The sequence below is a fragment of the Roseateles sp. P5_D6 genome (assembly GCF_054049415.1).
This window is the reverse complement of the sequence record NZ_JBFUMK010000006.1, coordinates 247,406-271,027: the sequence shown is the minus strand read 5'-3', so window position 1 is coordinate 271,027 and position 23,622 is coordinate 247,406. Positions and strand designations below refer to the sequence as shown.

Here is a 23,622-nt window from a genome sequence, read left to right as displayed (position 1 = left end):
GGAAAACCATTCATGCGAGCGGACCTGCCATTCGCCGCATGCCGGGACGCCCTGAGCGGCACGCCACCTAGACTCGCCTGCCATGCCTTCCTTGCTTGACAACCTGCATTGCCGCCAGTGGTTCTACCCCGGGCCACTGCGGGTGTTCACGCGGGACGAAATGGCCCAGGCCGGCATGCAGCCCTGGCCCGTGGCGGTGGACAGCTATGTGGCGCTGAACCTCCTCACGATGTTGCCGGCCCTGCTGTTCACGCGGCAAGGCACCAGCTGGGTCTCTGCGTTGATGTGGTGGGGCTTCTGGTGCTGCCTGGCCACGGTGACGCTGATGGCGTCACGTTCGCTGTGGCGCCACCCGACGCGCCGGCGGCTGAATCTGTACTGCTACGGCACCGCCCTGATGGTGCTCGTCGTCGCGGTGGGCCTGATTCGCCACGGAGAACGTGACTGGGTCATGCGCGAGAACGTCACCCTCATCGCGGCCATGACCGGCGTGCTCAGCGCCTGGTGGATGCTGACGGTGTTCCGCGTGCAGCAGATCGAGGCCCGGCTGCGCGAGCTGGCCGACCAGGACGCCGCGCTGCGCCTGCAGACCCGCCTGGCCGCCGCCCAGATCCAGCCTCATTTCCTGTTCAACACGCTGGCTTCGCTGCAGCATTGGGTGGACACCGGCGACGCCCGCGCCGCGCCCTTGCTGCGTGACTTCACGGCCTATCTGCGTGCCACGCTGCCGATGTTCGAGCGCGAGCTGCAGCCGCTGGCCGACGAGGCCGAGATGGTGCGTCGCTACCTGACCATCATGCAGGCGCGGCTGGGCGCGCGGCTGGCCTTCAGCATCGACGTGCCAGCCCACCTGGACGCTGAACTTCCACCCGGCATCGTGCTGACCCTGGTGGAGAACGCCATCGCCCACGGCATCGAGCCGCAGCTGCGCGGCGGCCACCTGGAGATCGCTGCACGCCAGGAGGCCGGCCGCCTTGTGCTGACCATCAGCGACGACGGCCCCGGCCTCGCGCCCGGCTGGACCGAGAGCATCGGCCTGTCCAACACCCGCCGCCGCCTGGCTGCCGCCTTCCCCACCGCCACATTGACCTTGGCCGATGCCCATCCCGGCTGCGTCGCCACCCTGACCCTATGAACCCCACGACCGCCCTGATCGCCGACGACGAGGAAGCCCCGCGCGAGCAGCTGCGCGCGGCGCTCACCCGCCTCTGGCCCGAGCTGGACATCGTCGCTGCCAGCATGAATGGCGCCGAGGCCTGGGACGACTGCCTGGCCCATGAGCCGGCCATCGCCTTCCTCGACATCCGCATGCCCGGCCTGACCGGTCTGGAGGTGGCGCGCCGCCTGTCGGCGCTGGCCGCACCGCCGCTGATCGTCTTCGTGACCGCCTTCGACGACCAGGCCCTGGCGGCCTTCGATGCCGGCGCGGTGGACTATGTGCTCAAGCCCGTGGACGACATGCGCCTGGCCCAGACCCTCGCCCGCCTGCGTGCCCGCATCGCCCAGCCGGCGCCCGACACGGCGGCCCTGCAGCGCCTGCTGGCTGGTCTCGTGCCGCACAAGCCGGCACCGCGGCCCATCCAGGCCAGCGTCGGCCGCGAGGTGCAGCTGATACCGCCCGACGAGATCGTCTACTTCGAAGCCGATGCCCGCTATACCCGCGTCGTCCACCACGGCGGCGACGCGCTGATCCGCACGCCGCTGCGCGAGCTGCTGACCCAGCTCGACCCCGACCAGTTCTGGCAGATCCACCGCAGCGTGCTGGTCAACAGCCGCTGCATCGCGCGCGCCATCCGCATCGACGAGGGCAGCATGGTCGTCACGCTGCGCGGCCGCGACGAGAAGCTGCCCGTGTCGCGCCAGTTCCAGGCCCTCTTCAAGGGCCAGTAAGCGCTGTCGCCCGGGCAAACCCTGGGGGAACAGGTCATGTCGAGTCAGACAATCCGCGCCACTCCAGATGCCCCTAGTTCTTGGGGTCACCCTCCCAGACCGCTGCCATGCCCCTGCCGCTGCCCAACCCGCGCTTCGACCACTTCTACCGCTACGACGAGCTGACGGCCCTGCTGTTCGCCTACGCCGAAGCCCGCCCCAACCTGGTGTCGGTGCGCTCGATCGGCAAGAGCTACGAGGGCCGCGACATCTGGGTCATCGTCGTCACGAACCTGGCCAGCGGCATGGACATCGACAAGCCGGCGATGTGGATCGACGGCAATATCCATGCGGCCGAGCTGACCGCGTCGACGACCTGCCTCTACTACGTGCACCACCTGCTGAAGGAGCACGGCGGCACGTCGGCCGAGGCCCAGCAGATCAACCGCCTGCTGGACACGCGCACCCTCTACATCGTGCCGCGCCTGAACCCCGACGGTGCCGAGCTGGCCCTGGCCGACCGGCCGCGCCATATCCGCAGCTCGACCCGACCCTATCCCTACACCGAAGAGGCCGTCGACGGCCTGACCATCGAGGACGTCGATGGCGACGGCCGCATCCTGACCATGCGCGTGCCGGACCCCCATGGCGGCTACAAGAAGCACGCGGGCGACCCGCGGCTGATGGTGGCGCGCGAGCCCGGCGAGCAGGGCGGCGAGTACTACCGCCTCATCCCCGAGGGCTTCATCAAGAACCACGACGGGCTGACGGTCAAGGTCAACGCCGACCGCGAAGGCCTGGACCTGAACCGCAACTTCCCCGGCGAATGGCGCCAGGAGTTCCAACAGCTCGGTGCCGGCCCCTACCCGACCAGCGAGCCCGAGGTGCGGGCCATGGTGGACTTCATCACCCAGCATCCCAACATCGGCGCGGCCATCAGTTATCACACGCACAGCGGCGTCATCCTGCGCCCCTGCGGCACCCGCAGCGACAACGACATGACGCCCGAGGACCTGTGGTTGTTCCAGAACTTCTCGGCCCTGGGCGAGAAGCACACGGGCTACCCCGCCGTCAGCATCTACGAGGATTTCCGCTACCACCCCAAGGACGTCATCACCGGCACCCAGGACTGGGTCTACGAGCACCTGGGCGCGCTGTTCTGGGTCGTCGAGCTGTGGTCGCCAAGCAAGGAGGCCGGCCTCGAGGTCAAGAAGTTCATCGACTGGTACCGACAGCATCCGGTGGAGGACGACGTCAAGCTGCTGAAGTGGAGCGACGAGCAATGCGGCGGCAAGGCCCATGTCGAATGGACGCCCTTCCAGCATCCGCAGCTGGGTTCCGTGGAGATCGGCGGCTGGGACAAGATGAACTATTGGCGCAACCCGCCGCCGGCCCTGCGCGAGCGCGAGGCGGCGCGCTTCCCGGCCTGGATGACGCAGATCGCCATGAGCCTGCCCAAGCTGGAGCTGATCCGCACCGAGGTGCGAGCACTCGGTCCCGACATGTGGCGGGTGCGCATGGCCGTGGCCAACGCCGGCTATCTGCCGGCCTATGTGACGCAGCGGGCCCTGGAGCGCAAGGCGGTGCGCGGCGTCATGTTCGAGATCCACATGCCCAGCGGCGACCCGGCCATCAGCCTCGTCAACGGCAAGGAGCGCATGGAAGGCCCGCAGCTCGAAGGCCACGCGCCCAAGCAGAGCCAGTTGGCCTTCCTGTTCAACAAGCAGCCCACGGGCGACCGCGCAGTGGCGGAGTGGGTGGTGCGAGCGCCGGTGGGGACGCGGCTGGCGCTGTCGGCGAGTGCGGAGCGGGCAGGGGTGGTGAGGACGGAGGTGGTGCTGGACTAAGTACTGCGAACGACCAGTTCGGTCGGCATGATCTCGCTGGCGGCGGCCTGGCCGCCGATCAGGTCCAGCACCTTGCGCGCCAGCAGCACGCCGCCGTGATGCCAGTCCTGGCGCACGCTGGTCAGCGGCGGCGCAAAGCTCTGGGCGGCGGGCGAGTCGTCATAGCCGATCACCGAGACCGCATCAGGCACAGCCAGGCCGGCGTCGGTGAAGGCGCGCACAGCGCCCATGGCGAGCAGGTCGCTGGCGGCGAACAGACCGTCGGGCGCCTTGCCGCCTCGACCCAGGTTGGCGAGATGGGCCTGCACGGCCGTGAAGCCGGCGCCGAAGGTGAAGGCCGCCGGCGTCAACGTCTGGGTCTTGAGGCCGGCCTTCTTCAGCGCCTTGGCGAAGCCCTGCTGGCGGTCGCGGATCTCGGCATGGCGCACGTCACCGAGGAAGAGCAGCTCGCGCCGCTGCAGTGTGATGAGGCGCTCGGCCGCACAAGCGCCGCCATGGGCGTTGTCGCCGCCGACCACGACCGAGTCGCCGCGGCCATGCTCGGCTCCCCACACCACCATCGGCAGGCCCATCGCCGCAGCCGACTTCACCGCCGAGCCGTTGGCGCCCTGGCCCAGCAGGATGAGGCCGTCGGCGGACGCCGCCATGCCCTGGCCGGGGCTTTGCAGGGCCGACAGCAGCACGCTGTAGCCGCGCGAGGTCAGCTCCTGGGTGATGCCGCCGAGCAGCTGCAGCGGGTAGGCGTCGGTCATGGGACGGTCGGTGTCGGGCTGCATCTCCAGCATGACGGCGACCATGTGGCTGCGGCGCAGCCGCAGGTTGCGCGCATGGTGGTTGAAGCGGTAGCCGGCGGCTTCCGCCAGCGTCTTGATGCGCTCGCGCGTGGCCGGCGTGACCGAGGGGCTGTCGCGCAGCGCGCGCGAAACCGTGATCGTGGAGACGCCGGCCAGAGCGGCGATCTGCTCCATCGTGACGGGCTTGGACTCCGTCGTCATTGGTGCACCCTTCGGCCTACGGCCTTGCCTGGCCGACAGCGCGTCCAGGCGTTCGCCAGGCATGGGATGCCCACTGGGCATCCCAAGTCCGGGCTCACTCCCGCCAGGCGGGAGCGAGCTTGCTTGGGGCGGCCCGGCGCGGCACTCATGCCACCTTCTGTTCCAGCACGTAGTTCGCACCGTCGTACTGGCCCAGGCGCTCGACCAGCACGGGCAGGCATTCGGCCAGCTCGTCGTGCAGCGTGAAAGGCGGGTTGGCGATGAACATGCCGCTGCCCAGCATGCCCAGGCCCTTGCCGTCCGGGCGGTCGGCGGGTGCGGCCACGGTCAGGCGGACATGCAGCCAGCCCTTCTTGGCGTTCGCGTCCGCGCTGCCCTTCAGTCGTGCGGCCAGCTGGCTCGACTCCAGCAGCTGCAGCTGCGGGTACCAGATCATGACGACGGTGTCGGCCGCCCGCTCCAGCGCCTCGCGCAGCGCCGCGAGCACCTTGCCGTAGTCGCTCTTGATCTCGTAGGACGGGTCCATCAGCAACGCGGCGCGGCGGGTGGGCGAGGGCAGCTCGGCCTTGATAGCGGCAAAGCCGTCGGTGTCGCGCACCTGCGTCTGCGCGCGGCCGTCGAGGTAGCTGGCCAGGATGCGGTGGTCGGTCGAGTGCAGCTCGTAGACGCGCAGCCGGTCGGTCTCGCGCATCAGCATGTTGGCGATGGCCGGCGAGCCCGGGTACTGGCGCAGCTGGCCGCCGGGGTTGAAGGCGCGCACCAGGTCGAGGTAGTCGGCCAGCGGTGCGGGCAGGTCCTTGCGGTCGTAGAGCTTGACGACGCCTTCGGCGTACTCACCCTTCTTCTGCGCATAGCGGCCTTCGACCGAGTAGCCACCGGCGCCTGCATGGGTGTCGATCAGCGTGTAGGGCTTGTCTTTCTCAGCCATGTAGCGCAGCACGCGCGTCAGCACGAGGTGCTTGAGGACGTCGGCATGGTTGCCGGCATGGAAGGCGTGGCGGTAGGCGAGCATGGCGCGATTGTCGCTAACACATCCGCCATCAACCCCACCGGGACGGGGAAAGTCGGCCCCGGCCAGACTTGCAACCATCCTTACCGGCCCTATTTCACCGCCATGCCTACCCTCTTCGACCCCGTCCGCTTCGGCGACATCCACCTGGCCAACCGCGTCGTCATGGCGCCGCTGACGCGCAACCGCGCCACCCGCCAGACCCCGCACGACCTCCACGTCGAGTACTACCGCCAGCGCGCCGGCGCCGGCCTGCTGATCACCGAGGCGACCCAGATCCGCCCCGATGGCCAGGGCTATTTCGACACGCCGGGCATCCACACGCCCGAGCAGATCGCCGCCTGGAAGCAGGTGACGGACGCGGTGCATGCCGAAGGCGGCAAGATCGTCGTGCAGCTCTGGCATGTGGGCCGCATCTCGGTGAACAGCCTGCAGCCTGGCGGCCAGCAGCCGGTGTCGTCCACCAACCGCGCCGCCAAGACCAAGACCTATGCGGCCTATGGCGAACTGGTGCCCACCGACGCGCCGCGGGCACTCGCCACGCATGAGATCCCGCAGCTGATCGCTGACTATGTGCAGGCCGCCAAGAACGCCATCACCGCCGGCTTTGACGGCGTCGAGGTCCACGGCGCCAACGGCTATCTGCTCGACCAGTTCCTGCGTGACAGCGCCAACGACCGCAACGATGAATACGGCGGCTCCATCGAGAACCGCGCCCGCCTGCTGATCGAGGTCATGACGGCGGTGGCCGGCACCATCGGCGCCGGCCGCACGGCGCTGCGCCTGAGCCCGGTCACGCCGAGCAACGACATCGGCCAGGACAGCAATCCGCAGGCTCTCTTCAACTACGTGGCCAACCAGCTCGCGCCGCTGAAGCTGGCCTTCCTGGAGGTGGTGGAAGGCGCCACCGGCGGCGCACGCGACGTCGCGCCCTTCGATTACGCCGAGCTGCGCCGCCGCTTCAACGGCCCCTATATCGCCAACAACGGCTACGACCGCACCATGGCCCTGGACGCCGTCGCCAGCGGCAAGGCGGACGCGGTGGCCATCGGCCGGCCCTTCATCGCCAACCCCGACCTCGTCGAGCGCATCCGCGGCGACCTGCCCTGGGCCGCGCCGCAGAAGGAGACTTTCTACGGCGGCGGTGCCGAGGGCTACACGGACTACCCGGTGCTGAAGCGCGCCTGACCCATACGCCGCCGATATGGCGGCGTGCCGGTGCCGAGCTGCGACGACGCCAATGACCTGATGGCCGGCTTCAACGCCCTCAGGACTGGAAAGCGCCGGGGTGGCGCGCCGGCCCGTTGAGGGCCTGGCTGGTGTGAGAGTGGCGGTATTCGCGCGAAGGCGCGAGCTTCAAGCCGCCCCCCTCGCCCGCGTCGGCAGCCTTGCCGCGCACTGACGAATCGGGCTTGAGCCGGTAGTCGTCGCGCGCCGCGCGCACGAACTCATCCCAGTCGGCGTGGAAGTTGGCGCGCCGCGTCCAATGCCCCTCGGCCGCGAGCTGGGGGCCGCCGACGAGCAGGTTGTTGGCCAGCACGACCTCGGCCTGCGGCGGCGTCACGCGCAACCAGATGCCGCCGCTGGGCAGTTGGTCCACCAGCGTGTTGTTGACGAGGTAGAGGGCCTGCTTTTCCCATTTCGCACCCTCGACGCCGAAGGAAATGACGTGCGGGTTCTCCGTCGTCGAGCTCTGCATGATGAGGTTGCCCATGACGACGGCGACGCCGCCGTTGGGGAACTCCAGCTCATAGCTCGCGCGGCCACCGATCTCGTCGGACAGGCGGTTGTAGAGGATGTGGTTGAGGGCCGCGCGGCTCTTCAGCAGATGGCCGTGCAGGCCGTGGTGGAAGTAGCTGCCGGTCACGGCCAGGCGCTTGATGGCGCCGACGTAGAGGTTGTGCGTCTTGCCCTCGCGCGGCAGGATGGGGCCGAAGTCGCAGTCGACGATGTCGAGCTCGATGGCCTCAACGTTGGCGGTCAGCACGCCGTTCTCGTTGTCGCTGAAGGTGCAGTCCACCAGCGTCAGTGAACCGGCCTCGACACGGATGCCGGCGCCGTTGCGATCGGGCACCGCGGCGCCGGTGAAATCGAAGCCTTCGATGCGCTGGCGCCGGCCGGTCGTCACGAACAGGCCCTTGCCCTGCGCGTGGGCGCCGGCCGCGACCAGCTTCACGCGGCCGCCGACGGCACGCAGCGTCAGCCCGTGCTGGGGCCAAGTGGCGACATCGGCCACGTACTCGCCCGCATCGACCTCGACGAGCATGCCGTCACGCGCTTGGCGGGCCGCGGCGGCCAGCGACTTGACAGCGCGCCTGGGTCCGACCTGCAGCACCGGGCCGGCATAGGCGGCAACGGGCGCCAACCCTGCCACGGCCAACAGCAGCCGGCGCCGCATTAGCCCTTCTTCTTCATTTTTGCCTTGAAGAGCTCGACGATGCCCACCTCGCGTGGGCCTGCGATCAGCTCGAAGCTCTCGCCGGCCGTGATCGAGCCCTCCCGCTTCACGGCGAGGTAGAAACCGCAGTAGCCGCTCTGCGCCATCAGCTTGGCGGCCTGGTTGAAGCCCATGTGCGCGTTGAACTTGAAGCAGGGGTAGCGCGGCTCGGACACGACGAGCTCGCAGTCCGGGAAGCGCAGCACATCGCCGATCCAGACCCTGCTTTCCAGCAGGCCCGTCAACGTCAGGTTCTCGCCGCAATCCCCCGGCTGCAGCGCGCCTTCCACCTTGGCCTGGCCGCGCACCGTCTGCCAGAAAGCGTAGTGCTCCTGGGGGTAGGCATAGACGGCCTTGCTCAAGCCGCCGTGCACGCTCAGGTCGGCCTGCTCGTCGCCGTCCAGGCCCAGGGGCCGGACATCGACGGGCCCCTGGCAGTGGCGCTTGCGAATGGCCGAATCCAGTACCTGGCCCGAGGTCGCAACAAAGTGTTCGACGCGGGCGGTGTTCACGCTGACGACTTGCATGGCGGCCATTGTCCAGGAGGCTTTCGGCATGTCGGCCTACAAGGGCGCGCCGACCGTGCGTCTAGGCTTCGGCCAAAACTTTTAGGGAGAGCCTATGAATGCACTAGACACCGGCGCGCGGGTCTGGGCCGGCTTGGCCGTTCCTCCGTCCAGCGCGCTGATGTTCGTCGTTGGCGTGCTGCTGGCCGGCGCTCTGGCCGGCGAATTCATCGCCGCGACGACGCGGCTGCCGCGCGTGGTCGGCTACACATTGGCAGGCTGCGTGGCCGCTGCCTTCGGCCACGGCGTTGCGATGCCGCTGGCCGGCGCGGCCCAGACTGTGACCGACCTGGCCCTGGGCCTGCTGCTGTTCGAGATCGGCAGCCGCGTGCACCTGCGCTGGCTGGTCCGCAACCCTGGCCTGGCGCTGACCAGCCTGGCCGAAGCCCTGCTCAGTGCACTGGCGGTGGCTTTCGTACTGCGCCTGTTTGATCTCAGTTGGCAGACGGCCATCGCCTGCGCCATCCTGGCCATGCCGGCACCCGCCGCCGTGTCCGGCCGCGTCGCGATGGAATTGGGGGCTGCGGGTCAAGTCACGCAGCGGGCTTCGTTGCTGACGGCCTTGAACACGCTGTACGCCGTTGTCGCGCTGATCCTGATGCGCACCTGGTGGGCGGCCGACGACGGCGGCAGCCTGTCGCAGGCGCTCGCTGGCCTGGCGATCTCGCTGCTGACGACACTGGGGCTGGCCGCGCTGCTGGCGGGCGCCGTCTACCTCGTCGCGCGGCGACTGGACCTGCGCAATGAGAGCGCCGTGCTGCTGCTGTTCGGCCTGGTCGCCTTCGCCATCGTCGCCGCGCGCGCCATCGGCGTGTCGACGCTGCTGATGCCGCTGCTGGCGGGCCTGCTGCTGCGCAACACCAGCGACCGGCCCTGGGTCTGGCCGCGTCACTTCGGCACCTCGGGCGGGGCGCTGGTGCTGATGCTCTTCGTCATCGTCGGCTCGGCCTGGTCGCCCAAGATCCTCGTCGCCGGCGGCTTCGCCGCGCTGGCGCTGCTGGCAGCCCGCTTCATCGCCAAGACCGTGGCCATCGTGGCGCTGGCGCCCATGGCCAAGGCCAGTTGGCGCCAGGGCCTGGCGCTATCGATCACGATGACGCCGCTGTCCGCGACCGCCCTGGTCATGCTCAGCGAGCTGATGCGCGCCGAGCCGGAACTGGCTGCCGGCGCCGTACCCATCATCCTGGCCAGCATCGCCGTGCTGGAACTGATCGGCCCCATCGCCGTGCAGTTCGCGCTGCGCCTGGCCGGCGAGCTGCCGCCTGCGCCCAAGCGCGTCCCACGCAACAAGGAGGCCGTTGAATGAGCCTGGGTGATTTCTCCAAATCGCAGCCGCTCACCCTCGGTGTCGAGCTCGAACTGCAGATCGTCAACAGCGACGACTACGACCTCGCGCCTGTCTCGGGTGACCTGATGCGGCTGATGGAAAAACGCAGCATCCCGGGCGACGTGAAGCCCGAGATCACCAGCAGCATGATCGAGCTGGCCACCGGCGTCTGCACGGGCTTCGGCCAGGTGCTGTCGGAGCTGGGCCAGATCCGCGACGCGCTGGTGGACTGTGCCGAAAAGCTGGACGTGAGCCTGTGCGGCGGCGGCACCCACCCCTTCCAGCACTGGAAGCGCCAGCGCATCTTCGAGACGCCGCGCTTTCACGAGCTGTCGTCGCTGTACGGCTACCTGTCCAAGCAGTTCACCATCTTCGGCCAGCACGTGCATATCGGCTGCCCGAGCGCCGACGAAGCCCTGGTGCTGCTGCACGGCATGAGCCGCTTCATCCCCCACCTGATCGCGCTGGCAGCATCGTCTCCGTTTGTGCAGGGCGAGGACACCGGCTTCGATTCGGCACGCCTGAACTCGGTCTTCGCCTTCCCGCTGTCGGGCCGTGCGCCGTTCGTGCAAACCTGGACCGACTTCGAGGCCTACTTCGCCAAGATGACCCGCACCGGCGTTGTCTCGGGCATGAAGGACTTCTACTGGGACATCCGCCCCAAGCCCGAGTTCGGCACCATCGAAGTCCGCGTGCTTGACACACCGCTGACCATCGAGAAGGCGGCGGCCCTGGCCGGCTTCATCCAGTGCCTGGCGCGCTGGATCACGGTGGAGAAACCGTTCAAGCTCAGCGAAGACGATTACCTGCCCTACACCTTCAACCGCTTCCAGGCCTGCCGCTTCGGCCTGGACGGCACCTTCGTCGATCCCGAGACCGGTGACCACCGCGTGCTGCGCGACGACCTGATCCATGTGCTGACCAAGCTGGACACCCACGCCGGTGACCTGCACGCGGAAGCCGCGCTGCAATACATGCGCCGCGAGATCAACGGCATTGGCAACGACGCATCCTGGCTGCGGCGCGTCGAGGCCGAGAACCACCTGTTGCCCGAAGTGGTGAGGCGGGCGGCCAAACGCTGGCATGGCTGAGCGCCGGCGCTCGCAGCGAGCGGCGGCTCGCCATTGCAGACCGAACAGCGGACGCGCGGTGCCGTAGCGGATCTGCGCTGGCCGGGCGAACGCTGCCGCTCAATTGGTGCGGCCGGCCAAGGTGCTTCTCATGACAGCTGGCAACATCGCAGCTGCTCTTCGCAACCACCCCTCATGACCGACACCCCCGCCCGCACCCGCTGGGCCATCGTGCTGCTGCTGTGCGCCTGCGGCGTGCTGGCCGGCGGCCAGTTCGCCAAGATTTCCATTGAGTTCGCGCGGCTGCAAGCGGTCTACAACGCATCGCCCGCGGGCATGGGCCTGCTGCTGTCGACCGTCGGCGTGGTGGGCCTGCTGTGCGGCGTCGTGGCGGGTTGGCTCGCGCCGCGGGTGGGCTATCGCCGCCTGCTGCTGATCGGCCTGGGCGGCGGCGCCTTGCTGTCGGCTCTGCAAGCGTTGCTGCCGCCTTTCGGCCTGTTCTGGGCCAGCCGTGTGCCCGAAGGCGCGGCCCATCTGGCCATCATGGTAGCCACGCCGACGCTGCTGATCCACGCCTGCGCGCCGCCACACCGCACCGCCGTCATGGGCCTGTGGGCCACGGTGGTGGGCCTGGCCTTCGCCGTGCTGGCCGGGCTGGATCGCCTGCTGCCCCAGGGCCTGGCGCCGCGCGAGACCCTCGCCGGGCATGCAATGTTGCTGGCCCTGGCGGCGCTGGCGGTGCGGCTGTGGGTGGCCGACGTTCGTGCGGCGCCCGCGCCGGTCATGGCGGGCGCGCGAGCCGGTGTGCTGGCCCTGCACCGCGAGGTCTATGCCGACCTGCGCACCGCGCTGCCCGGCCTGGCGTTCTTCTTCTATGCCTTCCCGACGATCGCGCTGATCACCTTCGTGCCCCGCTTCAGCGGCCAGGGTCAGGGCGGTTTTCACACGGTGCTGCCGCTGACGGCCACAGCGGGCACGCTGGCTGCAGGATGGGCCGCGCGGCGCTTCGAGGGCGGCTTGAAGCTGGTGCGCCTGGCGTACCTGGCTTTTGGCGCTGCGGCACTGGCGCTGACCGGAGCGGCGCTCATGGGCGCACCCACCGAGGCGCTGGCACTGCTGACGTTGACCTGCGCCGGCCTGGGCGGCGGCGCGGCGTCCACATTGATCCCGCAGCTCAACCCCACCCCGGCCCAGCAGGCTCGCGCTTCCGGCGTGCTGGTGCAACTGGGCAACCTGGGCTCGGTCAGTGGCCCGCCGCTGTTCGCGGCGCTGGCGGATCGCTTCGGCCTGGTAGGCCTGGCCGGCCTTGCTGCTTTGACGGCCACCGTGGCGTTGCTGGTGCTGGGGCGGCTGGGTACGCGACTCGAGGGCTGACGACCCAGGAAGTTGCGTCAAGTTTCACGCACTCTTCGCGCAAACCCTAGCCCCACTTCGCCACCGCCGTGAGCCGCGCGGCCGCGCTGGCATGGTGTTATTCCTGTTTTGCATGACCCCCACCGATCCCGGTGGTTACGGCGTGATTACATTGGATTCGACAATCCACCTCCTCAGGTTCGGTGTGCTTGGGCCAGCTCGCCAGCTGCCCCAAACACATTCCCATGATTGGAGCTTTCGCCATGAACCAACCCGCCATGCAGGGGCTGCGGCTGAACCTGCCCGCCTATGTCAAAAACGCCCGGCTGATTGCCTGGGTGGCCGAGATCGCGGCCCTCACGGAGGCCGCCGACGTCTATTGGTGCGACGGCAGCGCCGATGAATACCAGCGGCTGTGCGATCAGCTCGTCGCCGCCGGTACCTTCAAGAAACTCAACCCCGAGCTGCGCCCCGGCAGCTACCTGGCCAATTCCGACCCCAGCGACGTCGCCCGCGTCGAGGACCGCACCTTCATCTGCTCCGCCAAGAAGGAAGACGCCGGCCCGACCAACAACTGGATGGCCCCGGCCGAGATGCGCAGTTTGCTGCAGACCGGTCAAGCTGACGGAACCCCGGCCCTCTTCAAGGGCTGCATGCGCGGCCGTACGCTCTACGTGGTGCCCTTCAGCATGGGGCCGCTGGGCAGTCCGATCGCCCACATCGGCGTGGAACTGAGCGACAGCCCCTATGTCGCCGTCAACATGCGCACCATGACGCGCATGGGCCGCGCCGTCATCGAGCTGCTGGGCACGGATGGCGACTTCGTGCCTTGCGTGCACACCGTGGGCGCACCGCTGGCAGAAGGCCAGGCCGATGTGAGCTGGCCCTGCAACAAGACCAAGTACATCGTCCATTTCCCTGAAACGCGCGAGATCTGGAGCTATGGCTCGGGCTACGGCGGCAACGCGCTGCTGGGCAAGAAGTGCTTCGCGCTGCGTATCGCGTCCACCATGGGCCGCGACCAAGGCTGGCTGGCCGAGCACATGCTGGTGCTGGGAGTGGAAAGCCCGCAGGGCAAGAAGTACCACGTCGCCGCCGCCTTCCCGAGCGCCTGCGGCAAGACCAACTTCGCCATGCTGATCCCGCCTGCCGCCTTCGACGGCTGGAAGATCACCACCATCGGCGACGACATCGCCTGGATCAAGCCCCACGCCGACGGCAAGCTCTACGCCATCAACCCCGAGGCCGGCTATTTCGGCGTCGCCCCGGGCACCAACTCGCACACCAACCCCAACTGCATGGACAGCCTGGAGCGCGACGTGATCTTCACGAACGTGGCGCTGACCGACGACGGCGACGTCTGGTGGGAAGGCATGACGGACACACCGCCCGCCCACGCCATCGACTGGCAGGGCAAGGACTGGACGCCTGCGATCGCCAAGGAAACCGGCGCCAAGGCCGCTCACCCGAACGCCCGCTTCACTGTGGCTGCGACCAACAACCCGGCGCTGGACGCCAACTGGGACAACCCCGCCGGTGTCGCCATCGACGCCTTCATCTTCGGCGGCCGTCGCTCCACCACCGTGCCGCTGGTGACCGAGGCGCGCGACTGGACAGAGGGCGTCTACATGGCCGCGACCATGGGCAGCGAGACCACGGCCGCTGCCGCCGGCCAGCAGGGCATCGTGCGCCGCGACCCGTTCGCCATGCTGCCCTTCATGGGCTACAACATGGCCGACTACTTCCAGCACTGGCTGGACCTGGGCGCCAAGCTTGAAGCCGCGGGCGCCAAGCTGCCCGCCATCTACTGCGTCAACTGGTTCCGCAAGGGCGCCGACGGCAAGTTCGTCTGGCCCGGCTACGGCGAGAACATGCGCGTGCTGAAGTGGATGCTGGACCGCCTGGAAGGCACGGGCGGTGGCGAGGAACACGTGTTCGGCGTGACGCCCGGCTACACCGACCTGAACTGGGATGGCCTGGACTTTTCTCCGGAGAAGTTCGACACCGTCACCCGCATCGACGCGGCCGAATGGCAGGCCGAGATGAAACTGCACGACGAGCTTTTTGCGCAGCTCGCCTTCCACCTGCCCGCCGCGCTGCCGGCCGTCAAGGCGCGCATCGAAGAGCGCCTCGCGAAAGAGGCGGGCTGACCGTTTCTCTTCGGCAGCATCAGCATGGGCGCCTTCGGGCGCCCGTTTTTATCTCCGGCTGCCGAACACCAGCAGCAGGCCGCCGATGGCGATGGCGCCCACGCCCAGCCATACCGGCACATTGACCGTTTCCTTCTCCTTGGCCGAGACCTCCAGCGAGCCGAGCTTCACGACGGTCTTGTCCTTGGTGTAGCTGAAGCCGCCCATTGCGAGGCTGGCCGCGCCGATGACGAGCAGCAGGATGGCGATGATCTTGGTGGCACCCATGGCGCTCTCCTTGGTTTGAGATGGGCCCAGGCTAAGGTCGGCAGCATGTGACAAACAGTGTCCGACAGCGCGATGCACTGTCGGACGACGCCGACACCTCAGGGATAGTCCTTCAGCGTCGCCGTATTGCTGCCGCCCTGGCAGCGCGCCGGGTCGCCCGCGTCGTTGATGACGCGCTCGATGCTGCCCTTGTCCACCAGGCAGACGGTGATCATGTGGTGGAAGCGCACACCAGGCGCCCGAGGCACTTCAATGGCGCGGTCCAGCAAGACGTCGGGCTTCAGGAAGACGCTGTAGACCCCCAGGCCCCAGGCCTCGTGGCGCGTCACGGTGTCGGCCACCTTGTAGGCCGCATAGCCGCGGGCACCCGCTGCATTCGTCCACTCGCCTTGCGTGGGCGGGTCATACGGGATCTCGGACTGGTAGAAGTAGACGCGCCCGCCATTGCCCTGCCAGACGACTTGCTCCTTCTGGAAGTGCTCGACAAAAAGGCCATAGATGGTCACGTCCTTGCCGTTGACCCACAGGCCGTGGGCGGACGGGTTGCTGGTCCAGCCGACACCCTCGCCATGGTCAGCGCGCCAGATCCACGTGTGGTCGACCAGGGTGTCATGCGCATTGATGCGCAAGGCCGTGTCCACCTGCCCGGCCGCCGCGCCGCCGATGCGGAAGAACAGGTCGTGCAGCACGATGGGGTCGGCTTTGTGACGCTTCCTTGAGCCGGCCGGCGCCACCTCCATCAGCACGCCAGAGTCCTGCTTGCCGGCGTCGAGGAACAGGCCCGAGATCGTCAGCCCGTCCATGTCCGCCGTCTTCACCAGCGGCTGGCCGTTGTCCGAGCGCAGCGTCGGGAAGCCGATGCCCAACACCACCGTGCCGGAACGCTTCACCTGCAGCGTCTGCGTCAACAGGTACTCACCCGGCGTGAACAGCAGGTGCTTGCCGGCGGCCAGCTGGGCGTTCAGCGTCGCCGCTGTGTCGCCGGGTTTGGCGATGAAGAACTGGCCGATGGGCAGCGTCTTGCCGGGCGCCACGGCGCCATTCGCCCACGAGATGCCCGCGCTGTCGCGCCGCAAGGCAGGCACTCGCACGGCGTACTGCCCCTTGGCATCGATGAAGAGCCAGGGCTTCTCGCGCACCAGCGGCGTCTTCGCAATCTTGGTGAAGCGCTGGCCCGGCGTCGGAAATTCGCCGTCGGGTGCGCCAGCCACGCCGACGAAAACCATGTTCCAGTTCGAACCCGTCCAGCTGCCCCACTGGCTGTTGCGCGAGATCCATTGCTGCTGCGTGGCCGAGTTGACCTGGCCGTCCACCAGCACGTCCGAGAACCAGCCGCCGCTGGCCCAGCCCTTGTTCTGATTCAGGCGGATGTTGCCGCGCACATGCATGCGGCGGAACGGGATGGCCTGGGACACGGCCCATTGCATGGTGTTGTCGCCGATGCCCAGCGTCGGCGTGACCGCGAAGTTCTCGGCACCGCGCCAGAAGTTCTGCGTCGCGTTGTCGCCATCCAGGAAGGCCGTTGAGCGCAGGTCGCCGATGACGTGGACGTCGTCGGGATGCTCGCCCAGGCCCAGCACATGCGTGTAGAAGCCCACCGGAATGCGCAAGTCCTGGTAGGTGCCCGGCTTGAGCAGGATGGCGTCGCGGCGCGGGCCGAAATGGTTGGGCTGCTGGGCGGCGTAGATGCCGTCGATCAGCGCCTGCAGGCCCGGCGTCGCCGGGTCGACGACATGCACGTTGGGGCCGAAGTCCGGCACCTCAACCGCCAGAGCCGGAGCCGCCAACCCCACGGCCAGCACGGCCACCATCGCTCGCTTGCACTGCATGTCTCTTCCTCGCCAGGTCTCTGGTTGCCGCTGTTTGGAATCGGTTCCAATTCGCATATTGGATCATGTCCAGGCCGCCTGGTCTTCAGGGTTACTGCGGCGGCGGGCGGCGCACAATGGCGGCACTTGAGCAGCCTGCAACCAGGCGAGGAGGCCAGATGAGCCAGGGCTTCGGTCACGAATTGCCATCACGGCACAACCAGCAGGAGCACCGCCAGGTCTCCCGCTACCTGATCGTCATCGCGTCAAGCGGCGGCCCGGTCGCCAAGCTCTTTCTGGACAGCCGCGAGCAGGTCGGCGAATTCGATGCGGGCACCGAAGAGGTCGCCGTGATGACGCGCAACGCGTCGTCGTCGACGGGCGCTTCCGGCCCCGAATGGAACAAGGCCCTCGCCGGCCACAGCGCCGAGGAGCGCGCGGCCGCGACGGTCTACCAGCTCGACGTCTAGAAGCTCGATCCCGGCTGCTTCAGGAAGGCTTCCTCCTCGGCCGTCGATGCGCGGCCAAGGATGGTGTTGCGGTGCGGGTAGCGCCCGAAACGGTCGATGATGGCCTTGTGCTTGAGCTCGAAGTCGTGCGTGCCCTGCGGCGCGCGTTCCTTCATCAGCGGCTCGCCCGCCGCGTGGATGACGGCGGATTCGCTGTGCATATAGGGCATGAAGAGGAAGGCGCGCTGCTCGACCGGCAGGGCCAGGTCGGCACCGGCAGCGACGGCCTCCTGCGCCAGCGCGAGGGCCAGCGGATCGGCCGCGAAGGCGCCGGGCGTGCCGCGGTGGATGTTGCGGGCAAACTGGTCCAGCACGATGACCTCGGCGAGCCGACCTTCGGGCACCGCGCGCCAGGCGAAGAGTTCGCAGCGTTTGGCCTGTTCATGCAGGGCGCCGAAGCGCGTGCGGACCAGCTCGTCGAAAGCGGTGTCCACCGTCCACCACTGCGCAGGCTTGATCTCCTGGAACCAGAAGCGAAGGATGTCGTCAGGCGTGGCCCTCATTTGCGCCCGCCAAACACCAGCAGCAAGCCGCCGACCGCAATCGCGCCCACGCCCAGCCACACCGGCAGATTGACTTCCTCCTTCTGCTTGGCCGACAACTCCAGCGGCCCGAGCTTCACGACGGTGCTGTCCTTGGTGTAGCTGAAACCGCCAGTGGCCAGGCTGGCGGCGCCGGCGATGAGGAGGAGTACGCCGACGATCTTGGCGAAGTTCATAACAGGGCTTCCATGGGGTGAAGACCCAAGCTTAGAGCCTCACCACGCGTAGCTCGCCCCCAGCAACCCGTAGTTCACGCCTCCCTGGGGCCCGCGGCTGCGGCCGACGCCTGGCGTGACGGTCCAGCCAGCCCCCGCGGCGATGGCTGCCTTCATCTGCACGCTGCGCAGGTTGCCGCCATCGTGCAGCCGGTCCTGCATCACCTCGCCGTTCAGCGCCACGCGCTCGCTGACGCGGTAGGTGGCGCCGAGCTGGTGGCTGCGGTCCAGCGCCGCTTCGTCGCGGTTGATGGCCGTCACGCGATTGCCCAGCAGCGGCACACCGGCCAGCAGGCCGCCGCTGTTCGTCGCTTGCGTCGTGCTCGTCGTGTAGCGGTTGCGCATGACGGCGCCGTAGACGCTCAGGCGCGGCGTGACCGCCACCGCGCCGTGCACGCCCACGCCATGGCCCCGCAGGCGCTGCTCGACCGGCGTGGCCGCGCCGCCGCTTGACGCCACCGTGCCCCGCGCACGGGCACTGCGCTTCACCGCATCGACACCGACGTTGACGCCCTCCGCCGGCCGCCAGTCCACCGCTGTAGCCAGGTCCGTCTGGCGCAGGCGCTCACCGTCGCGGCGCTGGCTGGCGTTCACACTGGCCTGCCAGGCCTTGCCGGCCACGCCACCACCGACCGCGACCTGCCGGGGCTTGACGCTGTTGCCACTGGCCAGGTCGTGGCTGCGCGACTGGCCGGCGCCCAGTTGCACCCAGGCGCGCTCACCCACGGGCAGGCTGACCGCCGCCGCCGCGCTCTGATTGCGCTGGCCATCGCGCTGCACGGCGAGGTTGACGGCGCGTTTGTCGGCATTCGGTGCCACCTCCTCGGCGTGGACCATGCCGGCCAGCATCAGGGCGGCGGCAATGAGGCAGAGTTTGGACGTGTTCATGAGCGGGCTCCATGGATGTCGAGGGCTGCGGGACGCTTCGGTCCCTCAACCCGACAACGCCGCCCGCGGCACAAAACTTCCCCGCCCAGATGTAAGCAGGCGCAGCCCACCGCATACTTGCTCCAACTACGCATGAGGCCTGCCGTGCCCGATCCCGCTCCGGACAGCAGCATCGACGCCGTCGCCCAGGCCCTTCAGGCCCAGGCCTATCTGCCCTCGCGCGAGCTGGCGACAGCCGCCTTCCTCGCGCTGCGCCTGTCGCGGCCCTTGCTGCTGGAGGGCGCGCCGGGCACCGGCAAGACGGCCATTGCCGCGGCACTCGCCACGGCCCTCGGCCGGCCGCTGATCCGCCTGCAGTGCTACGAAGGCCTGGACCTGGCCGCGGCCGCCTACGAGTGGAACTACGCGCGGCAGATGCTGGAGATCCGCCTCGCGCAGGCACACGAACGTGAACGCACGGCCGACGAACTCTTTGCGCGCCGCTTCCTTATCGAACGCCCGCTGCTGCAGGCGCTGACGACAACCCCGGCGCCCGTGCTGCTCATCGACGAGCTGGACCGCGCCGACGCGCCCTTCGAAGCCTTTCTGCTGGAGTTCCTGGCCGACTTCCAGATCACCATCCCCGAACTCGGCACCCTCACGGCCGCCACACCACCGCTGGTCATCCTCACCAGCAATCGCAGCCGCGAGGTCCACGACGCCGTCAAGCGCCGCTGCCTCTATCACTGGGTGGACTTTCCCGATGCCGCGCGCGAGCTCGCCATCGTCAGCGCGCGCTTGCCGCAGATCGGGCGGCGGCTGGCGCAACAGGTCGTCGCCTTCGTGCAGGGCCTGCGCCAGCTCGACCTCTACAAGCTGCCCGGCCTGGCCGAAACGCTGGACTGGTCGCGTGCCCTGATCGAACTGAACGCCGTCAGCCTGGACCCGGCCACGGTGCAGTCGACCTTGGGCGTGCTGCTGAAATACCAGGACGACATCGCCCGCGTGCAGGGGAGCGAGGCCGCAAGGCTGCTTGCAGAACTGCGGCAGAGCGTCGAGGGCTGAGCCGTGGACCCGCATGCCGAGCGCTGGGCCGCTCCCGAGCCGGCATGCATCCCCTCGGGGGATCGGCTGGTGTACCCGCCGGCCGAGGGGCACCACCTGGCGGAAAACCTTGTGCATTTCGGCCGCGTCTTGCGCACGGCCGGCTTGGCCCTCGGCACCGACCGGCTGCTGCTCGCCGCCCAGGCGCTGGAAGCCGGCGGCCTGGCCTCGCGTGCCGACTTCAAGGCGACGCTGGCCGCCTGCCTGGTCGACCGGCCCGAGCACCGGCCGCTGTTCGAGCAGGCCTTCCACGTCTTCTGGCGCGACCCCGACCTGCTCGGCCGCATCATGGCCCTCCTACTGCCGCAGGCCCAGGGCCGTGCGGGCGCACAGCCACCACCCGAGAACCGGCGCCTGGCCGATGCGCTGTTTCCTGGCGCGCCTGCCGATTCGCCCCGCGCCGAGCAGGTCGAGATCGAGGCGCGTCTGGACGCCGGCAACCGCGAGCTGCTGCAGCGGCGCGATTTCGACACGATGACGGCCGCCGAATGGGCCGCCGCGCGCCAGGCCCTCGCCGCGTTGCAGCCGCGATTGGCGCAACAGCTCACGCGCCGCCATGCGCCCGCGCCGCAAGGCCGCATTGCCTGGCGCGCCACGCTGCGCGCCGAGGCCCGGTGCGACTTCGCCCTGCCCACCCGTGAGCGCGCCCGCCGCCGCCCGACACCCCTGGTGCTGCTGGCCGACATCTCGGGCTCCATGGGCCGCTATTCGCGGGTGCTGCTGCATCTGGCCCAGGGCCTGTTGAATCCGGCCGGCGGCGCGGGCGAGGCCCCCGTCGTTGAAGCCTTCGTCTTCGGCACCCGGCTCACGCGCATCACGCGCCAGCTCAAAGCCCGCGACCCCGACGCGGCGCTGGCCGCCGTGTCCGCCGCCGTGCCGGACTGGGCCGGCGGCACGCGCATCAGCCAGAGCCTGCACGCCTTCAACCGCGACTGGGCGCGCCGCGTGCTGGGCGGCGGCGCGGCCACGGTGCTGCTCGTCACCGATGGCCTGGAACGCGACGCCGAGGACGGCGGCTCGCACCTGGCCTTCGAGGCCGAGCGGCTGCGCCTGTGCTGCCGCGAGCTGATCTGGCTGAACCCGCTGCTGCGCTTCAAGGCTTTCCAGCCGCGCGCCGCGGGCGTGAAGGCACTGCTGCCCCAGGTGACTCGCCATCTGCCGGTGCACGACCTCGACAGCATCGACCGTCTGCTCGACGCCCTGAAGCGATAGCCCACGTCCTACAGGCAGGCGGCGCAACGTCCGCCCTGCACGGGCCGTCCCACTGCTTAGATTTCGGTTTCGGCGGTGCGCATCCAGTGCTACCGCTTCCGATTGAAAGGAAGAGTCATGAAGATTTCGCAACTCGCTTCGCTGCTGGTCGCCGCTGCCCTGGTCACGCCGCTGGTCGGCCATGCCGATGACAAGCCGCCCGGCGCGGCCAAGGCCTGGGTCAAGGACTCGGTCGTGACGACCAAGATCAAGACGCAGCTCGCCACCAGCAAGATCTCGTCGCTGGCCATGGTTCACGTCGAGACCGACGCCAACGGCTATGTGCAGCTGACCGGCAAGGTCGCCACGCAGGCCGAGAAGGACCGCGCCGAAGCCATCGCCAAGGCGGTCGACGGCGTGAAGTCGGTCGACAACCAGCTGACCGTCAAGTAAACAGCGCCCCCCGGCCTCCCGCGCTGCCCGTCAGGCCCTGTCTGGCGGGCAGCGCTTTTTGTTGGCCGGGCCGACGGTCAGAATCGGTGCATGAATCTGACCGGCCAGCAGCATCTGCCCGTGTCCCAGGCCCAGGCCTGGGCCGCGCTGAACGACACCGCGATGCTGCAGGCCGCCGTGCCCGGCTGTGAGGCCCTCACGTCGACCGGCGACAACGCCTTTGACCTGTTGATGGCCGTGTCCATCGGGCCCGTGAAGGCCAGGTTCAAGGGCAAGCTGCAACTGTCCGAGTTGACGCCGCCGCAGAGCTACCGCATCGGCTTCGAGGGCTCGGGCGGCGCGGCCGGCCATGGCAAGGGCCAAGCATTCGTCCAGCTGCAGGCCGTGTCGCCCAGCGAAACGGTGCTGAGCTATGACGTGACGGCCAGCGTCGGTGGCAAGGTGGCGCAGATCGGCTCGCGTCTGGTCGATGCGGCGGCACAAAAGCTGGCCCAGGACTTCTTCATCCGCCTGCAGGCCGCGCTGGTTGAGCGCCATCCGCCAGCCGCCGCGCCGGCCCTCGCCGCAAGTGCCGCGCCGGCCGAGCGCCGCCACGCGCTGCAGCGCCTGCGCGCCTGGCTGCGCCGCTGGTTCGGGTGAGGCGGTTTGCAAAGAACAAGCACCTCTTCGTGACCAGCTGAAACACCATGGGGATTTCCCCAGCGCGCCACCGGTACAATTTCACATGTCCGAGACAACGGGCCTGCCTGCGCAGGCCCGTTCTTTTTGTGCAATGAATCCACAGCCCCCGCACCCACTTCGCTCGCCGCCCTCCCGGGGTGTGCGTCAGCGCGTGCCAGCGGCTGGGCCGCATTGATCATGTCCAGCCCCGCCGGCCGACTGCCCCATCTTGACGTGCTGAAGGCGCTCGCGGCACAGATCATCGTGCTGCACCACCTGGTCAGCTACGGGCCGATCGCCCGCGCCGCCCACGCCGCCCTGCCCCTGCTGGCCGGTGCCATGCATCAGTACGGGCGCATGTCGGTGCAGATCTTCCTGGTCGTCGGCGGCTATCTCAGCGCGCGCGGCCTGTCGCCGCGTGGACAGGCCCTGCAGGCCGCCGTGCCCGAGCTGCTGTGGCGGCGTTATCTGCGGCTGGTGCTGCCCTTCCTGGCGGCGCTGGCCCTGACACTGGGCATCTCCGGCCTCATCGCTTCGTCCTGGCCCGAGCTGGTGCCCGCCGACATCAGCGTCGGCCAGCTTCTCGCTCATGCGCTGCTGCTGCATGACGTGCTGGGCTACGAAGCGCTGACCGTGGGCGCCTGGTATGTGGCCATCGACCTGCAGCTGTTTGCCCTGCTCGTGGGCCTGCTGTGGCTGGCACGGCGCGGCTGGCGGCATCCAAGCCGTCTCGTCGTCGGCCCCGTCCTCGTCACGGCCGCCGCGCTGGCCTCGGCCTGGGTGTTCAACCGCCAGCCGGAGCTCGACGCCTACGCGCCCTACTTCTTCGCGTCCTATGGCCTGGGCGCTCTCGTGCATTGGCTGGGCCTGTCGCGTCACCGCCGCGCCGGCCTGCTGCTGCTGGCAGTGGCCGTGAGCGCCGCGCTGATGGTGGAATGGCGCGACCGCCTCGCCCTGGCGCTGGCCACGGCGTTGTGGCTGTCCTGGGCGCAGGCCCGCCATGCCGAGGGCCGTCAGCTGCTGCCGGCCGCCTTGGCTTCGGCCTTCGCCAGCGCCGCAACGCCCTCCTACGCACTGTTCCTGCTGCATTTCCCGGTGCTGCTGCTGAGCAACGCCCTGCTCGCGCATCTGCCGGGCGCGACACCCGAAGCCGGCCTGGTGCTGCTCGTGGCCACCTGGCTGCTGGCCAACGGCCTGGCCGTGCCCTTCCACCGCTGGGTGGAGGCGCCGGCCGCCCGCTTCGATCCACTGGCATGGCTGCCGCGCCTGCAGTGGGCCCCTCGCCCAGCCTCGCGTCGCTGAACGCGCGCGGTCTGATCGGTCCCGCGAGGACGGCGATGCTTGCGGATCGGGCGCTCGGCCCGTAGCCGCGAACAACCGCCG

Annotated in this window: 23 protein-coding genes; 14 read left to right on the top strand and 9 right to left on the bottom strand. The window is 69.0% G+C overall.

Annotated features, from left to right (window positions below; translation table 11 throughout):
* Nucleotides 1-82: 82 nt before the first annotated feature.
* The 3 genes from ACXJKM_RS10725 (at nucleotide 83) to ACXJKM_RS10715 (ending at nucleotide 3,716) form a co-directional block, all read left to right on the top strand.
* The gene (locus ACXJKM_RS10725) at nucleotides 83-1,135 is read left to right on the top strand and encodes a sensor histidine kinase (RefSeq protein WP_457352231.1); all 1,053 of its coding nucleotides are present in this window, start codon (nucleotides 83-85) and stop codon (nucleotides 1,133-1,135) included.
* Nucleotides 1,132-1,890: a LytR/AlgR family response regulator transcription factor gene (locus tag ACXJKM_RS10720; protein ID WP_056200671.1), complete on the top strand. Its 759-nt coding sequence runs from the start codon at nucleotides 1,132-1,134 to the stop codon at nucleotides 1,888-1,890. Before ACXJKM_RS10725 ends, ACXJKM_RS10720 begins: the two co-directional genes overlap by 4 nt.
* Before the next feature lie 107 nt (nucleotides 1,891-1,997).
* Nucleotides 1,998-3,716, top strand: a complete 1,719-nt coding sequence (locus ACXJKM_RS10715; RefSeq protein ID WP_056200673.1) for a M14 family metallopeptidase — start codon at nucleotides 1,998-2,000, stop codon at nucleotides 3,714-3,716.
* Here ACXJKM_RS10715 and ACXJKM_RS10710 read toward each other — a convergent pair.
* Both ACXJKM_RS10710 and ACXJKM_RS10705 read right to left on the bottom strand, forming a co-directional pair.
* Nucleotides 3,713-4,711 carry a substrate-binding domain-containing protein gene (locus tag ACXJKM_RS10710; protein ID WP_056200675.1) on the bottom strand — a complete coding sequence of 333 codons (999 nt, stop codon included), beginning with the start codon at nucleotides 4,709-4,711 and terminating at the stop codon, nucleotides 3,713-3,715. The two genes, ACXJKM_RS10715 and ACXJKM_RS10710, sit on opposite strands and share 4 nt — an antisense overlap.
* A 145-nt stretch (nucleotides 4,712-4,856) precedes the next feature.
* Nucleotides 4,857-5,723 carry a 23S rRNA (adenine(2030)-N(6))-methyltransferase RlmJ gene (locus ACXJKM_RS10705; protein ID WP_457352228.1) on the bottom strand — a complete coding sequence of 289 codons (867 nt, stop codon included), beginning with the start codon at nucleotides 5,721-5,723 and terminating at the stop codon, nucleotides 4,857-4,859.
* 102 nt (nucleotides 5,724-5,825) lie between these two features.
* Here ACXJKM_RS10705 and ACXJKM_RS10700 point away from each other — a divergent pair, with 102 nt between their 5' ends.
* Nucleotides 5,826-6,908, top strand: a complete 1,083-nt coding sequence (locus ACXJKM_RS10700) for an alkene reductase (RefSeq protein ID WP_457352226.1) — start codon at nucleotides 5,826-5,828, stop codon at nucleotides 6,906-6,908.
* A gap of 79 nt (nucleotides 6,909-6,987) precedes the next feature.
* Here ACXJKM_RS10700 and ACXJKM_RS10695 read toward each other — a convergent pair whose 3' ends face one another.
* Both ACXJKM_RS10695 and ACXJKM_RS10690 read right to left on the bottom strand, forming a co-directional pair.
* The gene (locus ACXJKM_RS10695) at nucleotides 6,988-8,118 is read right to left on the bottom strand and encodes a hypothetical protein (protein WP_457352224.1); all 1,131 of its coding nucleotides are present in this window, start codon (nucleotides 8,116-8,118) and stop codon (nucleotides 6,988-6,990) included.
* Entirely contained in the window at nucleotides 8,118-8,684 is a 567-nt protein-coding gene (locus ACXJKM_RS10690) for an MOSC domain-containing protein (protein ID WP_457352222.1), read from the bottom strand. Before ACXJKM_RS10690 ends, ACXJKM_RS10695 begins: the two co-directional genes overlap by 1 nt.
* A 94-nt stretch (nucleotides 8,685-8,778) precedes the next feature.
* Between ACXJKM_RS10690 and ACXJKM_RS10685 the strand changes: the two genes are divergently transcribed.
* The 4 genes from ACXJKM_RS10685 to ACXJKM_RS10670 all read left to right on the top strand — a co-directional run bounded on the left by ACXJKM_RS10685 (nucleotide 8,779) and on the right by ACXJKM_RS10670 (nucleotide 14,623).
* Complete coding sequence (locus ACXJKM_RS10685) at nucleotides 8,779-10,029, top strand: cation:proton antiporter (protein WP_082532833.1); 1,251 nt, start codon at nucleotides 8,779-8,781, stop codon at nucleotides 10,027-10,029.
* Nucleotides 10,026-11,141 (top strand): YbdK family carboxylate-amine ligase, encoded by a 1,116-nt coding sequence (locus ACXJKM_RS10680; RefSeq protein ID WP_457352220.1) that lies wholly within the window; start codon nucleotides 10,026-10,028, stop codon nucleotides 11,139-11,141. The genes ACXJKM_RS10685 and ACXJKM_RS10680 overlap by 4 nt, the downstream gene beginning before the upstream one ends.
* A 174-nt stretch (nucleotides 11,142-11,315) precedes the next feature.
* Nucleotides 11,316-12,494, top strand: a complete 1,179-nt coding sequence (locus tag ACXJKM_RS10675) for an MFS transporter (RefSeq protein ID WP_457352218.1) — start codon at nucleotides 11,316-11,318, stop codon at nucleotides 12,492-12,494.
* A 242-nt stretch (nucleotides 12,495-12,736) separates the two neighbouring features.
* Nucleotides 12,737-14,623 carry a phosphoenolpyruvate carboxykinase (GTP) gene (locus ACXJKM_RS10670; protein WP_457352216.1) on the top strand — a complete coding sequence of 629 codons (1,887 nt, stop codon included), beginning with the start codon at nucleotides 12,737-12,739 and terminating at the stop codon, nucleotides 14,621-14,623.
* Between the two features lie 48 nt (nucleotides 14,624-14,671).
* Here the strand turns inward: ACXJKM_RS10670 and ACXJKM_RS10665 are convergent, their stop codons facing one another.
* Entirely contained in the window at nucleotides 14,672-14,890 is a 219-nt protein-coding gene (locus tag ACXJKM_RS10665) for a hypothetical protein (RefSeq protein WP_056200702.1), read from the bottom strand.
* Between the two features lie 98 nt (nucleotides 14,891-14,988).
* Nucleotides 14,989-16,719 (bottom strand): hypothetical protein, encoded by a 1,731-nt coding sequence (locus tag ACXJKM_RS10660; protein WP_457352214.1) that lies wholly within the window; start codon nucleotides 16,717-16,719, stop codon nucleotides 14,989-14,991.
* A gap of 158 nt (nucleotides 16,720-16,877) precedes the next feature.
* Between ACXJKM_RS10660 and ACXJKM_RS10655 the strand changes: the two genes are divergently transcribed.
* Nucleotides 16,878-17,168 carry a hypothetical protein gene (locus tag ACXJKM_RS10655; RefSeq protein WP_457352212.1) on the top strand — a complete coding sequence of 97 codons (291 nt, stop codon included), beginning with the start codon at nucleotides 16,878-16,880 and terminating at the stop codon, nucleotides 17,166-17,168.
* Here the strand turns inward: ACXJKM_RS10655 and ACXJKM_RS10650 are convergent.
* Genes ACXJKM_RS10650 through ACXJKM_RS10640 form a run of 3 tightly spaced genes read right to left on the bottom strand, consistent with a single transcriptional unit; the run spans nucleotide 17,165 to nucleotide 18,852 of the window.
* The gene (locus ACXJKM_RS10650; protein WP_457352210.1) at nucleotides 17,165-17,710 is read right to left on the bottom strand and encodes a DUF924 family protein; all 546 of its coding nucleotides are present in this window, start codon (nucleotides 17,708-17,710) and stop codon (nucleotides 17,165-17,167) included. The genes ACXJKM_RS10655 and ACXJKM_RS10650 overlap by 4 nt on opposite strands.
* On the bottom strand, nucleotides 17,707-17,925 hold the full coding sequence (locus ACXJKM_RS10645) for a hypothetical protein (protein WP_056200707.1): 219 nt from the start codon (nucleotides 17,923-17,925) through the stop codon (nucleotides 17,707-17,709). Before ACXJKM_RS10645 ends, ACXJKM_RS10650 begins: the two co-directional genes overlap by 4 nt.
* Nucleotides 17,926-17,964: 39 nt before the next feature.
* Nucleotides 17,965-18,852: a hypothetical protein gene (locus tag ACXJKM_RS10640; RefSeq protein WP_457352208.1), complete on the bottom strand. Its 888-nt coding sequence runs from the start codon at nucleotides 18,850-18,852 to the stop codon at nucleotides 17,965-17,967.
* 144 nt (nucleotides 18,853-18,996) lie between these two features.
* Here ACXJKM_RS10640 and ACXJKM_RS10635 point away from each other — a divergent pair, with 144 nt between their 5' ends.
* The 5 genes from ACXJKM_RS10635 to ACXJKM_RS10615 all read left to right on the top strand — a co-directional run bounded on the left by ACXJKM_RS10635 (nucleotide 18,997) and on the right by ACXJKM_RS10615 (nucleotide 23,541).
* Nucleotides 18,997-19,896, top strand: coding sequence for an AAA family ATPase (locus tag ACXJKM_RS10635; protein ID WP_457352207.1), 900 nt, complete (start codon nucleotides 18,997-18,999; stop codon nucleotides 19,894-19,896).
* Nucleotides 19,897-19,899: 3 nt separating this feature from the next.
* The gene (locus ACXJKM_RS10630) at nucleotides 19,900-21,147 is read left to right on the top strand and encodes a vWA domain-containing protein (protein WP_457352205.1); all 1,248 of its coding nucleotides are present in this window, start codon (nucleotides 19,900-19,902) and stop codon (nucleotides 21,145-21,147) included.
* 117 nt (nucleotides 21,148-21,264) lie between these two features.
* On the top strand, nucleotides 21,265-21,579 hold the full coding sequence (locus ACXJKM_RS10625; protein ID WP_056200713.1) for a BON domain-containing protein: 315 nt from the start codon (nucleotides 21,265-21,267) through the stop codon (nucleotides 21,577-21,579).
* Nucleotides 21,580-21,669: 90 nt separating this feature from the next.
* Nucleotides 21,670-22,218: a CoxG family protein gene (locus ACXJKM_RS10620; RefSeq protein WP_056200716.1), complete on the top strand. Its 549-nt coding sequence runs from the start codon at nucleotides 21,670-21,672 to the stop codon at nucleotides 22,216-22,218.
* 219 nt (nucleotides 22,219-22,437) lie between these two features.
* The gene (locus ACXJKM_RS10615) at nucleotides 22,438-23,541 is read left to right on the top strand and encodes an acyltransferase family protein (RefSeq protein ID WP_457320841.1); all 1,104 of its coding nucleotides are present in this window, start codon (nucleotides 22,438-22,440) and stop codon (nucleotides 23,539-23,541) included.
* Nucleotides 23,542-23,622: the final 81 nt, after the last annotated feature.